Source organism: Catenibacterium sp. co_0103 (assembly GCF_004168205.1).
Classification (GTDB): Bacteria; Bacillota_I; Bacilli_A; order Erysipelotrichales; family Coprobacillaceae; genus Catenibacterium; species Catenibacterium mitsuoka_A.
In genome coordinates this window covers 1-13,724 of record NZ_RCYB01000026.1, presented here as the reverse complement: position 1 = coordinate 13,724, position 13,724 = coordinate 1, and the positions used below count along the sequence as shown (strand labels likewise).

Sequence of the window (13,724 nt, the reverse complement as noted above, 5' to 3'; positions counted from 1 at the left end):
TAATAGGCGAGATGGGAGAGATAAAGATGATAGAAATACTTACAAAAGATGATGTAGAAGAACTAAATAGCGAAAAAAATGATCAATACTACATTCCTGGTGAATTATTTAATGGGATGCAGTATAACCTTATAAGACTAGAAGTCAAATGGGCTTATGTGGCTGTATTAAATACATTATTGAATAAACCACATTATGATCAGGATAATAATGCCTATGTAAAAGATGATTCTCCTGCAATTATTGAGATGTTAGTTAAGATTGCGAATAAGAAAGTCAATGCCGCAAAGATTGAAGGCTATCTTGATGAAATGGATGAATTAGAACTTGTAAGACGTGATGGAAGAAACGTTTACGTTAGAAAAATTGTTTCAATTTTTTAGAGAAAGGTTCCTTTCTCTTTTTTAATAATCAGGGGGAATATTTATGTATCAGTTATTAATAAAGACATTTATACGTGATTATAAGAATACAGAAGATGCACATGTAAGAGAACAATATGGAACAGTCTGTTCTATTATTTCTATAGTATGTAATATTATACTTGTAGTATTTAAACTTATTTTTGGAACATTAGTTCATTCTGTTTCTATTGTTGCAGATGGTTACAACAACTTATCGGATGCAGGAAGTAACATTGCGACATTCTTTGGCTTTAAGCTAGCCAATAAGCATCCAGATGCAGAGCATCCATATGGTCATGGACGTTTTGAATATATTACAGGTTTAGGCATTTCTTTTTTAATTATTTTAGTAGGTTTGATGAGTTTAAAGGATGCAGTCTTAAAACTCTTTAATCCAGAAGCAGTCAAGTTCAGTGTTCCTGCACTTATTGCTTTGATATTCTCAGTATTAGTTAAGATATGGATGGGTTACTTTAATCGTAAAGCAGGTAAAGAAATCAATTCAACCGCATTAGAAGCAGCTGCCCAGGATAGTATGAATGATGTCATGGCAACTTCTGCCACTATTGTGGCTCTAGTAGCTTCTTTAGTTACTGATCTACCAGTGGATAGTCTTATTGGTGCAGCAGTCTCTGTTGTTGTTGTCATTTCTGGTATCTCTATCGCAAAATCAACCATTGATCCACTTCTTGGTATCAAACCAGATCCAGAAACAATTAAAGAAATAGAAAATTATTTAATGAGTTATGATTGTGTTATGGGTATACATGATTTAATGATGCATGACTATGGACCAGGACGTCGTTATTTAACTGTTCATTGTGAAGTAGATGCTTCTGTTGATATGATGACAACTCATGATGAAATAGATAATATTGAACGTGCAATGATGGAGAAGTTCCATATTCTTACTACAATCCATATGGATCCTATTGATATCCATGATACACTCACAAATGATTTAAGAGATAAAGTGACTCGTATTGTAGAATCTATTGATTCATCACTTTCTATCCATGACTTTAGAATAGTGAGAGGTCCTACACATACTAATCTTGTCTTTGATGTATTAATGAAGGATGATAAATATAGTAAGAAGGAACTTAATAAATTAATTACTTCTAAGGTCAAAGAAATGAATACTACATACTATTGTGTGATTAATTTCGAATATTCATTTGTCTAGAAGTGTACAACTATGGTCAGAAATGTTAAAATCTTAATAGATAACTAACAATAATTTCATATATATATTCGAGGTGATTCAAGTGAAGAAAGCAAGTAAGATTATTACAGGATTTAACAAAGGGGAATATAAAGCACTAATCAAGGATCTTTATATAGAAGATGCAAGACTTACAAAGCAGAAGAATCGTTATGTCACTGCTTTAAAGCAGTTTATTGAATTATATGGTGATGAAGAAGTAGAAATCTATAGTGCACCAGGACGTAGTGAAATCTGTGGTATGCATACAGATCATCAGCACGGTAAGATGCTTGCATGTTCTGTTAACCGTGATATTATTGCGGTTGTTACACCTACAGATGACAATGTTGTAAGACTTGTGTCTGAAGGATTCCCAGATATTCGCCCTATCACAATTAGTAAAGCAGGATTAAAGTTAGCTTTTGATGAACAGGGTACAACTGAATCTTTAATTAAAGGTATTGTATCTCAGTTCCAAAAATTAGGTTATGAAGTAGGTGGTTTTAACGCTTATATTACAAGTGAAGTACCACTTTATTCAGGTATGTCATCAAGTGCTGCAATAGAAGTACTTCTTGCCACTATTTTAAATGGTTTATACAATAGTGGTTCTATTAATCCATTGATTATTGCCCAGATTGCACAGTATGCTGAAAACATCTATTTTGGTAAACCATGTGGTTTAATGGATCAGGCGGCTTGTGCAATTGGTGGTTTAATCAAGATTGATTTCAAGGATCCTAAGAAACCACTTATTAAGAAACAGATGATTAAGTTTGAACAGTTCAATCATTCTTTATGCATAGTAGATACAAAAGATGTACCAGCTAACTTAACGAAAGAATATCGTGCTATCATTGAAGAAATGAGATCAGTAGCCAAATATTTTGGTAAAGAATTCTTAAGAGAAGTAGATGAAAATGAATTCTATGAACATATCATTCCAATGCGTAAAGTATGTTCAGATAGAGCTATTTTACGTGCTATGCATTTCTATAGTGAAGAAAAGCGTGTTAATAAGGAATTAAAGGCATTAAGAGATGGTAACTTCCATGAATTCAAGATTCAAATCAGACGTTCAGGTAATAGTTCATTTGAATATTTGCAGAATGTTTATTCTTCAAAAGATCCTTCTCATCAGAACATTTCTCTCGCAATTTGTATGAGTGAAAAGATTCTAAAAGATAAAGGTGTAGTAAGAGTACATGGTCCTGGTTTTGAAGGTACTATCCAGGTATTTGTAGAAAATGATTATGCTAGAAAGTATAAGAATGAAATAGAAAAGTATATGGGTAAACATTGTTGCTATGTCACTCATATTAGACAGCAGGGCGCTATGAAAGTCATCTAAACGATGACTTTTTTTGTAATAGTTTTACATCATAAGACTTTAGATTTAACATAAAAAATGATAAAATGGCAAAGGACTTTTATATATACAAGGAGGGTGAATAACATGGATAAGATGACAAAAGAACATCTTACGAGTCTCTTAATAAATGGGACTTCAGAACAGATTCAGGAAGCGATAGATGATATTCACCCCGCGGATATTCTTGATGTATTACAGGACCATCATAGTCAGTTAAATAATATTCTCTCTAAACTCCCAAATGATATTATTGCGGATGTTATTGAGGAAGAAGAGGATGAGGATGAGCAGTATGAAATCCTTAAAACATTCCTTAAAGATCGTCAGAGTGCTATCTTAGATGAGATGAGTGATGATGAATTAGCCGATTTGATTGGTGAACTAGATGATCCAGAAGAACGTGCAGATGTATTATCTAAATTAGACATAGAGGATAAGACACATATTGAGAGCTTGTTGAAATATGATCCAAGCACTGCTGGTGGCATTATGACAACAGAGTTTATCTCTGTTAAAGCCAATAATACAGTATTAAAGACATTAGAATACTTACAAACACAGGTTGAAGAAGATACAACCTATTACTTATATGTTTTAGATAAGGAGAAGGTATTAAAAGGTGTTATTTCATTAAGAGATATTGTATCTTCTCCTTTCGATACACCAATCATGGATATTGTGAACCCCAATGTAAAGACAGTAGACGTTAATATGGACCAGGAAGAAGTGGCTAAGAAGTTTATGAAATATGGCTTCTATATGATGCCAGTTGTTGATTCAGAGTATCGTATGCTTGGTGTGATTGAAATTGATGATGTTATGGATGTCATGGAAGAAGAAACAACAGAAGATATCAACTTAATGGCTGGTATGAGTGGTGAAGAACGTGTAGATTCTACAGTATTAGAATCTGCAAAGAGCCGTATTCCTTGGCTTATTGTCAATTTATTTACAGCTGTTATGGCTGCTGCAGTTGTCGCAAACTTTGAATCTACAATCGCCAAGGTTGTCTCTTTATCTTCAGTTATGTCCATTGTTACTGGAATGGGTGGTAATGCAGGGACACAGTCACTTACTATCTTATGTCGTGGTTTATCTTTAGGTGAAGTAGATAAAGACAATGCCTTCCAGATCTTCTGTAAAGAAATCACTGTTGGTTTATTATCAGGTATTGTGATTGGTATTATTGTCGCATTTGGTGCCTGGTGGTTTGCTAGTAATCCATGGTTTGGTTTAGTCGCAGGTTTGGCTATGATCTTAAATATGCTTGCAGCTAATATTGCAGGTTATTTAGTACCAGTTATCTTAAAACGTTTAAATATTGATCCAGCACTTGCATCAGGTGTATTTGTCACAACTGTGACAGACTGTATGGGCTTTTTCTTCTTTTTAGGTCTTGCCACATTATTCCTTCCTTTGTTAATATAAGAGATGGAGGATATGGTTATGGAACATTTTACTTATAAAACTAAAGGAACTTGTGCAACCGCTATTGATTTTGACTTAGAAGGTCATACAATTCATAACGTTGTATTTACTAGAGGATGTAATGGTAACTTAAAAGCCATTGGTAAACTTGTAGAAGGTAAAGAAGCAGAAGAAATCGTAGCTATTCTAGAAGGCAATACTTGTGGTATGAAAAATACATCTTGTGCAGATCAGTTTGCACATGCATTAAAAGAAGCAATCAAATAATTAAAAAGGCAGAGAAATCTGCCTTTTAGTGTGCAAAATAATCACCTAGAATGACTGCACTTAGTCCAAGTACTATACTTAGAACTATGTAAATCATTGCAAGAGTTGTATTGCCATTCTTATGTAAAGTAATAGATTCTAACGCAAATGTAGAGAAGGTAGTAAATCCCCCACATAATCCTGTTTTAAGTAATAGAACTAAGTGGGGATTCATAGACTTCTTTAAAGCTATTGTGCTAATAAAACCTATTAAAAATGCACCGAGAATATTAATAAATAAAGTCAGTAATGGAAATCCATGTGTAGTCTTTAAAGGAATCAAACCGACTAAATAACGTAGTACTGATCCAATAAAACCACCCATACCGACATATATACATGCTGTCATATGCTTTTCTCCTTTTTATGTATTATAAAATAGATGGAAGAGAGAATCAAAGGTGCTATAATACCAAAATAGGGGTGGTATTATGTTGAAAATTACTTATATAACACATAGCAGTTTCTTTATAGAAACTGATCGTACATGTTTGTTATTTGATTATTATACAGGGACTATTCCAAAAGTACCTGAGGGCAAGAAACTTTATGTATTCGCTAGTCATAGACATGGTGATCATTATTCTAAGAAAATCTTTGATTTAAAGAAAGAATACAAAGATGTTCATTATTTGCTATCTAGTGATATAGAGAAAATAGAAGATGATTCTATCTCTTATTTAAAGTATAATATTGTTTATTTTGATTCTAATATAGAAGTGAGTACTTATTTATCAAATGATGAAGGTATTGCGTTTATGGTACAAGTAGACGGTTATACTCTTTATCATGCTGGAGATCTCAATAACTGGGATTGGGTTGGGGAAGATAAAGAGTGGCTTGATTGGCAGAAGAACCTTTATCATACAGAACTAGAAAAGATGAAGGACTTTGATATAGATGTAGCCTTTATTCCTTTAGATCCTCGTCTAGAAGATAATTATCATGAAGGTATTACAGACTTTTTAAAAGTATGCCATACGCGTTATATTGTCCCAATGCATTGTTGGAATAAATATGATGTTATTGAAAGATTTATAGAAGAACAAGGTCATAAAGATCAGGTTCTCTCATTTACACAAGAAGGAGAAGTTATGGATGTCAAAATATAAAATACTTTGGGTTATTCCCCTCTTTTTTATAATTTCTATATGTGGTGTTCTTTATTTTCAGAAAAATATACCAAATGATATGTCTCGCTCTGAGATTGCCTATATTAATGATCATTTGATTATTCCTGATAGCCAGGAAATCATTGAAAAGGGCTATCCTAAAAATGAATCTGGGCAGACTTATGGTCCTGATTTATCAGACTATGTAGGTAGTGTTCCTGATCTCATTCTTGCAGAAAGTGAAGAAGGGATTAAAGGTTATTTAAAGAAAACAGACAAGGATTCTATTACATCATCGTCACGTACATTACCACTCTATTTACAGGATGGTCAGACAAAGATTGCAGAACTGACACTCAAAACAAAATAATTTCCCAGGAAAAGGAGGAAAATCATGACACTCAATCAATTACGTTATGTAGTTATGGTGGCACAAACAGGAAGCATTACTCAGGCGGCTAAAAGACTATTTATCTCACAGCCTTCTCTTACAAATGCGATTAAAGAATTAGAAAGCGAAATGCATATCACAATCTTTAGACGTACCAATAAAGGTGTTATTGTATCTAGAGAAGGAGAAACATTCTTAAGTTATGCAAGACAGGTATTAGATCAAGCTGATTTACTTGAAGAACGCTATATGAATGATAAACATCAAAGTCCTCATTTTAGTGTATCCTGCCAGCATTATTCATTTGCAGTTAATGCCTTTGTAGATGTTATTAGACAGTTTGGTGTTAACCAATATGATTTTACATTAAGAGAAACAGAAACACATGAAATTATCGAAGATGTTTCTACTATGAAAAGTGAAATAGGTGTTCTATATACATGTCCTAAGAATGAAGAAGTCATCATGAAGATGATCAGACAGAATAACTTAGAATTTAAAGAACTCTTTGTCGCAAAACCTCATGTCTTTATTTCTTACCACCATCCTCTTGCTTATAAGAAGACATTAACTCTTAAAGACTTAGAAGATTACCCATATCTTTCTTTTGAACAAGGAGAATATAATTCTTTCTATTTCTCAGAAGAAGTATTAAGTACATTGGATAGAAAGAGAAATATTAAGGTAAGAGACCGTGCGACACTCTTTAACTTGTTGATAGGTTTAAATGGTTATACAGTATCTACTGGTATTATCTCTAAAGAATTGAATGGTGAAACAATTATTTCTGTTCCCTTATTAGTGGATGAAATTATGAAAGTAGGCACTATTACACAAAAGAATATGATTCTTTCACGTTATGGAGAAGCTTATATGGAGGCATTAAAAAAGCATATATAATGATAATTTCTTGATTTTACTACTTAAATATTACAAGTGATATTCTTGCTTTTTTTGATTTTTGGTGTAAAATACTACCAACATCACAATCGTGATGTTGAAGGAGGTAAGACTCATGTTGAAACGTTATTTAGAGAAACTGATCTCTTTTGGCTGTAGTCTTCAGGATGTCCCTCGCGTAGATGTTGTTTATGAAATGCCAGAAGGTCAGAACTATCATTTAGTGAAATATATATCAGGTAAACAAGGATGCTTATATGTTGATATCGATGCTTTTAAGAAGGAAGATCAAAAATCCTTATTTGCGTTATTTACAGAATTAAGACGTTATTATCAGGATTATACAAATATGGAACAGCCTCATGATCTTGAATATGTTATCGATGCCAATGCTTTTGCGGTTATGGTTATGAAGGTCTACTTCGGTGTAGATTCTCCAGTTAATCATGATCTACCAATGACAAGAGTGATGCTTGCATCACATCGTCTCTCACAACAATTAAATATTAAGTAAAAAGAGTGGCCGTGGCCACTCTTTTCTTAAGGATTGTAAGGATATGTTTTTTTAGTTACTGATTAGTAGTAGCTAACTAGATATTATCATATACATAGGGTAAATGCAACAAATATATTAAATTAATTTTTCTGGTCATTTTACTTGTTTAATAATTATGGGTATGCTAAACTAACTACAGTTAGAGAAAACTAACTTGGAGGTAAACTATGAACAAATATTTAATTGAGAAAGTATATGGACGCGAAATTATTGATTCTCGTGGGAATCCTACAGTAGAAGCAGAAGTGACTCTTGCAGATGGTACAGTAGGACGTGCTGCAAGCCCTAGTGGGGCTTCTACAGGTGAATTTGAAGCATTAGAATTAAGAGACAATGATCCTAAGAAGTTTGGTGGTAAAGGTGTTTCTAAGGCAGTCGAACATGTGAATGATGAAATTGCGAAAGCAGTCATTGGTGCAGATGCAAGAGATACATATCATGTTGATAAACTAATGATTGAAGCAGATGGTACAGAAGATAAATCTAACTTTGGTGCCAATGCGATTCTAGCTGTTTCTTTAGCGGCTGCTCAGGCTGCTGCTAAGAGTGAAGGTATTTCTTTATACCGTTTCATTGGTGGTGTGAATGCGAATAAGCTTCCTGTTCCAATGATGAATATCTTAAATGGTGGTGCTCATGCCACAAATACTGTAGATGTACAGGAATTCATGATTATGCCAGTAGGTGCTGATAGCTTTAAAGATGCCTTAAGAATGGCGACTGAAGTATTCCATGTATTACAGTCATTATTAAAATCTAAGGGACTTGCTACTTCAGTAGGTGATGAAGGTGGATTTGCGCCAGACTTATCAACTGATGAAGAAACAATTGGAACTATTCTAGAAGCAGTTAAGAATGCAGGTTATGAACCAGGTAAAGACTTTGTACTTGCCATTGATGCTGCATCAAGTGAATGGAAGACTGATAAGAAAGGCTTTTATAAATTACCTAAGTCAGGTAAGACTTATACATCTGCAGAGTTAATTGCACATTGGAAGTCTTTAGTTGAAAAGTATCCAATCTATTCATTAGAAGATGGTTTAGATGAAGAAGACTGGGAAGGCTGGACACTTATGACTCAGGAATTAGGAGACAAAGTACAGCTTGTAGGTGATGACTTATTCGTTACTAATACTAAACGTTTATCTAAAGGTATTGAATTAAAAGCAGGTAATTCTATCCTTATTAAGTTAAACCAGATTGGTACTCTATCTGAAACATTAGAAGCTATTAAGATGGCTCATAATGCAAACATGACAGCCATTGTATCTCATCGTTCTGGTGAAACAGAAGATACAACTATTGCAGATTTAGCTGTCGCACTCAATGCAGGTCAGATTAAAACTGGTGCACCAAGTAGAACTGAAAGAGTGGCTAAATACAATCAGTTACTTCGTATTGAAGAAGCTTTAGGTGATAGTGCAGTTTATCCTGGTATTAAAACATTCAAGTTCAATAAGTAAGGCAGAGAAATCTGCCTTTTTTTCTTCTCTTTTAATTCGTTTGTGTTATGATGTATTAACATATTTTTGGGGGAAACATTATGGAACATTTTAAAAGAGGAGTATTTCTCACTTTAATTGGTGGGACATGCTGGGGATTTTCAGGTGCAAGCGGACAGTTCTTATTTACTCATTATCACGCCAATCCTATGTGGCTCACATCTATGCGTATGTGTTTTGCAGGATTATTGATTACACTATTTGGTGCATTGACACAAAAAGAAGCGATGAAACGTTTAGTAGGTCAAAAGAAAGACTTGCTTAAAACATTTGGTTTTGGTTTTGTTTTAATGTTGTGTCAGTTTACTTATTTACAGGCTATTAATACATCTAATGCGGGAACGGCTACAGTATTGCAGTATCTTTCACCAATTTATATTATGATATTTGTTTGTCTTACATCAAAGAGATTACCAAATAATATTGAAGCATTATGTATTGTCTTAGCCTTAGGTGGTGCTTTTGTGATTGCGACACATGGTCGTTTAAGTGGCTTAGCACTTACTCCAACAGGATTATTCTGGGGTATTGCCTGTGGTTTTACGAGTGCTGCTTATTCTATCTATCCTAAGCGTTTGATGGCAGTTTATGGCAGCGTTCCAGTCACAGGTATAGGAATGTTTTTTGGTGGTATTGTGTTATTATGTGCAGGCAAGACATGGACTCTTGTACCTGCATTAGACTTAGCTGGAGTACTTGCGACAATGGGTATTATAGTCATTGGCACAGCAGTTGCCTTTACATTGTATTTACAGGGAGTTGTAGATATTGGACCAGTCAAAGCAAGTATGATTGCAAGTATTGAACCTGTTTCAGCTACATTATTTGCTTTTGTATGGTTATCTACACCATTTAAGGGTATTGATCTTGTTGGTTTTGCGATGATTCTTGTGACAATCTTCTTATTAGCTCTTCCTAGTGATCAAGTATCAAATTCATAACTATTACATATATTTTGTAATATAATAATATTAGGGAGTGGTTAATATGAAGAAGTTAAAGAAGGGGATTCCATTTCTCATTTATATGCTGATTTGGTCTTTGTATATATTATTTGCCTGGTCAAGAACACATCCAGGACAGATTATTGAAGTGTCATTGTTTATTTTATATTTAGTATTGCCTGCATCCGCTTTTATTATATCAGTACTCTATGGTCAGTCAGATCATCGTGCTATTTACTTACTTACATTATTCTTTGGTATGATGGAGCTGCTTGGCTGTTACTTAAGTTTTATTCATGTATCATTAACTGATATAGAAAAGATTCTTGCACCAAGTACAGAAATAGTATTATATGGTGTATTTCCATCATTGCTTGGAGTCATGATTGGACAATATATAAACAAACAGAACCGCTACAAGATGTAGCGGTTCTGTCTTATAGTTCTTTATCGTTAAGAATAGAGATTGTACTTCTATATGAGATGATTAAGACAACGAGTACAATGAAGGCATATATTCCAATGAGTAGGAATGCTGAAATTTGACTCATCAACATACCAACTGATGTAGGACGGATTTTGCGGACATTCAAAATAAAAAAGAATGTGGAGGTAACAGACAATGGCAAAATCATTATTTGAGGAACTGGGCGGCAAATACGAAAGGCAAGGGGATTATTTGATACCGTGCTTAACTGTACCCGCCGAAGAAGAACAGGCAATAGGCATCTGGGGGCAACGGCATTTAGATTATCTAAAACAGTACCGTAAAGTTACATACACCAATCTTCTTACAAGCGGCAGGCTAAACGCCTACCTTGCCGACATCAACAGACAGGCACAGGAACGCTTTGAAAGGCTCATAGAGGGTATGAAACAGGCACAGGGCATAACGGAACAGCTAAAGGCAGAAAACGCCTTAGAATGGACAGGATGCCTCAATAACATAAGGGCTTGTGCGAGGGAGATTGTGGAAAAGGAAATTATTTTTGCATAAACAGATGATTAGTGGCAGGGGGAAATCCTGCCGCTTTTTCTGCTTTAGTTTGTCAGCTTGACAAATAAAGGGTTAAGGAATATAATTAGATTCAGTATTATACAAGGAGTTAATAAATATGCAGCAAGGTATTCTTAAATAAACTGTCAATTTGATAGTGGGAACAAAAAGTAGCAGTCCCGTTTCACTTTTAATATGGGGCTTAGTTTTTTGTACCCAGTTTAAGAATACTTTTATCATGTAATTTTATATGCCCGAAAACATATAAGTGTTTTGGGGCTATTGGAGTTATTTACCCAGTGATAGGAGTATTTATCACTGGGTATTTTTATGCCCTTTTTTGGGTGTTGATAGGAGGAAAATCACATGAAAATAATTAACTTAGGCATTCTGGCTCACGTTGACGCAGGAAAGACAACATTAACGGAAAGTTTATTGTATACCAGTGGTGCAATTGCAGAACTAGGGAGCGTAGATGAAGGCACAACAAGGACAGATACAATGAATTTGGAGCGTCAAAGGGGAATCACTATCCAGACAGCAGTGACATCTTTTCAGTGGGAGGATGTAAAAGTCAACATTATAGATACGCCAGGCCATATGGATTTTTTGGCGGAAGTATACCGTTCTTTATCCGTATTAGACGGAGCAGTATTATTAGTTTCTGCAAAGGATGGCATACAGGCACAGACCCGTATACTGTTTCATGCACTACAGATAATGAAGATTCCGACAATTTTTTTCATCAATAAAATTGACCAAGAGGGGATTGATTTGCCAATGGTATATCGGGAAATGAAAGCAAAGCTTTCTTCGGAAATTATAGTGAAGCAAAAGGTTGGGCAGCATCCCCATATAAATGTAACGGACAATGACGATATGGAACAGTGGGATGCGGTAATTATGGGAAACGATGAACTATTAGAGAAATATACGTCAGGGAAACCGTTTAAAATGTCAGAACTGGAACAGGAAGAAAACAGGAGATTCCAAAACGGAACGTTATTTCCCGTTTATCACGGAAGCGCTAAAAACAATCTGGGGATTCGGCAGCTTATAGAAGTAATTGCCAGTAAATTTTATTCATCAACGCCTGAAGGTCAATCTGAACTATGCGGGCAGGTTTTTAAGATTGAATATTCAGAGAAAAGGCGGCGTTTTGTTTATGTGCGTATATATAGCGGAACATTGCATTTGAGGGATGTTATTAGAATATCTGAAAAAGAGAAAATAAAAATCACAGAGATGTATGTTCCGACAAACGGTGAATTATATTCATCCGATACAGCCTGCTCTGGTGATATTGTAATTTTACCAAATGATGTTTTGCAGCTAAACAGTATTTTGGGGAACGAAATACTGTTGCCGCAGAGAAAATTTATTGAAAATCCTCTCCCTATGCTCCAAACAACGATTGCAGTAAAGAAATCTGAACAGCGGGAAATATTGCTTGGGGCACTTACAGAAATTTCAGATGGCGACCCTCTTTTAAAATATTATGTGGATACTACAACGCATGAGATTATACTTTCTTTTTTGGGGAATGTGCAGATGGAAGTCATTTGTGCCATCCTTGAGGAAAAATATCATGTGGAGGCAGAAATAAAAGAGCCTACTGTTATATATATGGAAAGACCGCTTAGAAAAGCAGAATATACCATCCACATAGAAGTCCCGCCAAATCCTTTCTGGGCTTCTGTCGGGTTGTCCATAGAGCCGCTCCCTATTGGAAGCGGAGTGCAGTATGAAAGCAGAGTTTCACTTGGATATTTAAATCAATCGTTCCAAAATGCGGTTATGGAGGGGGTTCTTTATGGCTGCGAGCAGGGGCTGTATGGATGGAAAGTGACAGACTGTAAAATCTGTTTTGAATATGGATTGTATTATAGTCCTGTAAGTACCCCCGCAGACTTTCGGCTGCTTTCCCCTATCGTATTGGAGCAGGCTTTAAAAAAAGCAGGGACAGAACTATTAGAGCCATATCTCCACTTTGAAATTTATGCACCGCAGGAATATCTCTCACGGGCGTATCATGATGCTCCAAGGTATTGTGCAGATATTGTAAGTACTCAGATAAAGAATGACGAGGTCATTCTGAAAGGAGAAATCCCTGCTAGATGTATTCAAGAATACAGGAACGCTTTAACTTATTTCACAAATGGGCAGGGAGTCTGCTTGACAGAGTTAAAAGGATACCAGCCAGCTATTGGTAAATTTATTTGCCAACCCCGCCGCCCGAATAGCCGTATAGATAAGGTTCGGCATATGTTCCACAAGTTAGCTTAACAGCTTGCAAAAGTCATATAAAATGAGATTTGAAAGGATTAGAGACTAAGTGTGAAACAAAAATCAATCAAAACGTATAAAAAAAGACAAACTTAAAAATAAGTTTGAATAATTTAGAAAAAATAGAATAATTGAATATTATGGTTTAGTTAATTTAGAAACGTCAAAACCTGATTTCTTAAGAAACTCTATCGCTGATTCTTCTGTTAAAACTTGTTGCTTTATAGGTGGCTTAGGATTTTTAAATGATTCATAATCTGAAGGATTAAATGTCTCTCCAGTAAGAATCATATGGTATATACTGACAAGCATCATTCTT

15 protein-coding genes and 1 pseudogene are annotated in these 13,724 nt (G+C 34.9%); 14 read left to right on the top strand and 2 right to left on the bottom strand.

Annotated elements, in window-relative coordinates; genetic code table 11:
• The first annotated feature begins 26 nt into the window (after window positions 1-26).
• The 5 genes from EAI80_RS06065 (at window position 27) to EAI80_RS06045 (ending at window position 4,678) form a co-directional block, all read left to right on the top strand.
• Complete coding sequence (locus EAI80_RS06065) at window positions 27-383, top strand: hypothetical protein (protein WP_022425662.1); 357 nt, start codon at window positions 27-29, stop codon at window positions 381-383.
• A 43-nt stretch (window positions 384-426) separates the two neighbouring features.
• Window positions 427-1,590: a cation diffusion facilitator family transporter gene (locus EAI80_RS06060; protein ID WP_129981335.1), complete on the top strand. Its 1,164-nt coding sequence runs from the start codon at window positions 427-429 to the stop codon at window positions 1,588-1,590.
• 82 nt (window positions 1,591-1,672) lie between these two features.
• Window positions 1,673-2,962, top strand: a complete 1,290-nt coding sequence (locus tag EAI80_RS06055; protein ID WP_129981334.1) for a galactokinase family protein — start codon at window positions 1,673-1,675, stop codon at window positions 2,960-2,962.
• Between the two features lie 105 nt (window positions 2,963-3,067).
• Window positions 3,068-4,411 (top strand): magnesium transporter, encoded by a 1,344-nt coding sequence (mgtE, locus tag EAI80_RS06050; RefSeq protein ID WP_022424426.1) that lies wholly within the window; start codon window positions 3,068-3,070, stop codon window positions 4,409-4,411.
• 18 nt (window positions 4,412-4,429) lie between these two features.
• Window positions 4,430-4,678 carry a TIGR03905 family TSCPD domain-containing protein gene (locus EAI80_RS06045; protein ID WP_040389980.1) on the top strand — a complete coding sequence of 83 codons (249 nt, stop codon included), beginning with the start codon at window positions 4,430-4,432 and terminating at the stop codon, window positions 4,676-4,678.
• A gap of 25 nt (window positions 4,679-4,703) precedes the next feature.
• Here the strand turns inward: EAI80_RS06045 and crcB are convergent, their stop codons facing one another.
• Window positions 4,704-5,066 (bottom strand): fluoride efflux transporter CrcB, encoded by a 363-nt coding sequence (gene crcB / locus EAI80_RS06040; RefSeq protein WP_129981333.1) that lies wholly within the window; start codon window positions 5,064-5,066, stop codon window positions 4,704-4,706.
• An 82-nt stretch (window positions 5,067-5,148) separates the two neighbouring features.
• Here crcB and EAI80_RS06035 point away from each other — a divergent pair, with 82 nt between their 5' ends.
• From EAI80_RS06035 to tet(O), 9 genes are all read left to right on the top strand, one after another.
• The gene (locus EAI80_RS06035) at window positions 5,149-5,829 is read left to right on the top strand and encodes an MBL fold metallo-hydrolase (RefSeq protein WP_129981332.1); all 681 of its coding nucleotides are present in this window, start codon (window positions 5,149-5,151) and stop codon (window positions 5,827-5,829) included.
• Entirely contained in the window at window positions 5,816-6,199 is a 384-nt protein-coding gene (locus EAI80_RS06030) for a hypothetical protein (protein ID WP_129981331.1), read from the top strand. The genes EAI80_RS06035 and EAI80_RS06030 overlap by 14 nt, the downstream gene beginning before the upstream one ends.
• Before the next feature lie 24 nt (window positions 6,200-6,223).
• Entirely contained in the window at window positions 6,224-7,120 is an 897-nt protein-coding gene (locus EAI80_RS06025; protein ID WP_022424431.1) for a LysR family transcriptional regulator, read from the top strand.
• A 115-nt stretch (window positions 7,121-7,235) separates the two neighbouring features.
• The gene (locus tag EAI80_RS06020) at window positions 7,236-7,634 is read left to right on the top strand and encodes a hypothetical protein (RefSeq protein ID WP_129981330.1); all 399 of its coding nucleotides are present in this window, start codon (window positions 7,236-7,238) and stop codon (window positions 7,632-7,634) included.
• A 209-nt stretch (window positions 7,635-7,843) separates the two neighbouring features.
• Window positions 7,844-9,139: a phosphopyruvate hydratase gene (gene eno, locus EAI80_RS06015; RefSeq protein WP_129981329.1), complete on the top strand. Its 1,296-nt coding sequence runs from the start codon at window positions 7,844-7,846 to the stop codon at window positions 9,137-9,139.
• 80 nt (window positions 9,140-9,219) lie between these two features.
• Window positions 9,220-10,119, top strand: coding sequence for a DMT family transporter (locus EAI80_RS06010; RefSeq protein WP_129981328.1), 900 nt, complete (start codon window positions 9,220-9,222; stop codon window positions 10,117-10,119).
• A gap of 46 nt (window positions 10,120-10,165) precedes the next feature.
• Window positions 10,166-10,549 carry a hypothetical protein gene (locus EAI80_RS06005; protein WP_129981327.1) on the top strand — a complete coding sequence of 128 codons (384 nt, stop codon included), beginning with the start codon at window positions 10,166-10,168 and terminating at the stop codon, window positions 10,547-10,549.
• Between the two features lie 195 nt (window positions 10,550-10,744).
• Window positions 10,745-11,119 carry a TnpV protein gene (locus tag EAI80_RS05995; RefSeq protein ID WP_001129922.1) on the top strand — a complete coding sequence of 125 codons (375 nt, stop codon included), beginning with the start codon at window positions 10,745-10,747 and terminating at the stop codon, window positions 11,117-11,119.
• Between the two features lie 366 nt (window positions 11,120-11,485).
• A complete protein-coding gene (tet(O), locus tag EAI80_RS05990; RefSeq protein WP_129981326.1) occupies window positions 11,486-13,405 on the top strand; it encodes a tetracycline resistance ribosomal protection protein Tet(O) in 1,920 nt (639 codons plus the stop codon).
• A 138-nt stretch (window positions 13,406-13,543) separates the two neighbouring features.
• On the opposite strand, the pseudogene EAI80_RS13340 reads toward tet(O), so the two are convergent.
• Window positions 13,544-13,724 (bottom strand): annotated as a pseudogene (locus EAI80_RS13340) (hypothetical protein); the annotation flags it as partial.

What these genes read in the sequence shown, in the direction of transcription:
- EAI80_RS06010 (WP_129981328.1), top strand. Translation starts at nt 9,220, where the DNA reads ATGGAACATTTTAAAAGAGGAGTATTTCTCACTTTAATTGGTGGGACA.
- EAI80_RS06005 (WP_129981327.1), top strand. Translation starts at nt 10,166, where the DNA reads ATGAAGAAGTTAAAGAAGGGGATTCCATTTCTCATTTATATGCTGATT.
- EAI80_RS06020 (WP_129981330.1), top strand. Translation starts at nt 7,236, where the DNA reads ATGTTGAAACGTTATTTAGAGAAACTGATCTCTTTTGGCTGTAGTCTT.
- EAI80_RS06065 (WP_022425662.1), top strand. Translation starts at nt 27, where the DNA reads ATGATAGAAATACTTACAAAAGATGATGTAGAAGAACTAAATAGCGAA.
- EAI80_RS06045 (WP_040389980.1), top strand. Translation starts at nt 4,430, where the DNA reads ATGGAACATTTTACTTATAAAACTAAAGGAACTTGTGCAACCGCTATT.
- mgtE (WP_022424426.1), top strand. Translation starts at nt 3,068, where the DNA reads ATGGATAAGATGACAAAAGAACATCTTACGAGTCTCTTAATAAATGGG.
- EAI80_RS06030 (WP_129981331.1), top strand. Translation starts at nt 5,816, where the DNA reads ATGTCAAAATATAAAATACTTTGGGTTATTCCCCTCTTTTTTATAATT.
- EAI80_RS05995 (WP_001129922.1), top strand. Translation starts at nt 10,745, where the DNA reads ATGGCAAAATCATTATTTGAGGAACTGGGCGGCAAATACGAAAGGCAA.
- EAI80_RS06060 (WP_129981335.1), top strand. Translation starts at nt 427, where the DNA reads ATGTATCAGTTATTAATAAAGACATTTATACGTGATTATAAGAATACA.
- EAI80_RS06035 (WP_129981332.1), top strand. Translation starts at nt 5,149, where the DNA reads ATGTTGAAAATTACTTATATAACACATAGCAGTTTCTTTATAGAAACT.
- EAI80_RS06025 (WP_022424431.1), top strand. Translation starts at nt 6,224, where the DNA reads ATGACACTCAATCAATTACGTTATGTAGTTATGGTGGCACAAACAGGA.
- eno (WP_129981329.1), top strand. Translation starts at nt 7,844, where the DNA reads ATGAACAAATATTTAATTGAGAAAGTATATGGACGCGAAATTATTGAT.
- crcB (WP_129981333.1), bottom strand. Translation starts at nt 5,066, where the DNA reads ATGACAGCATGTATATATGTCGGTATGGGTGGTTTTATTGGATCAGTA.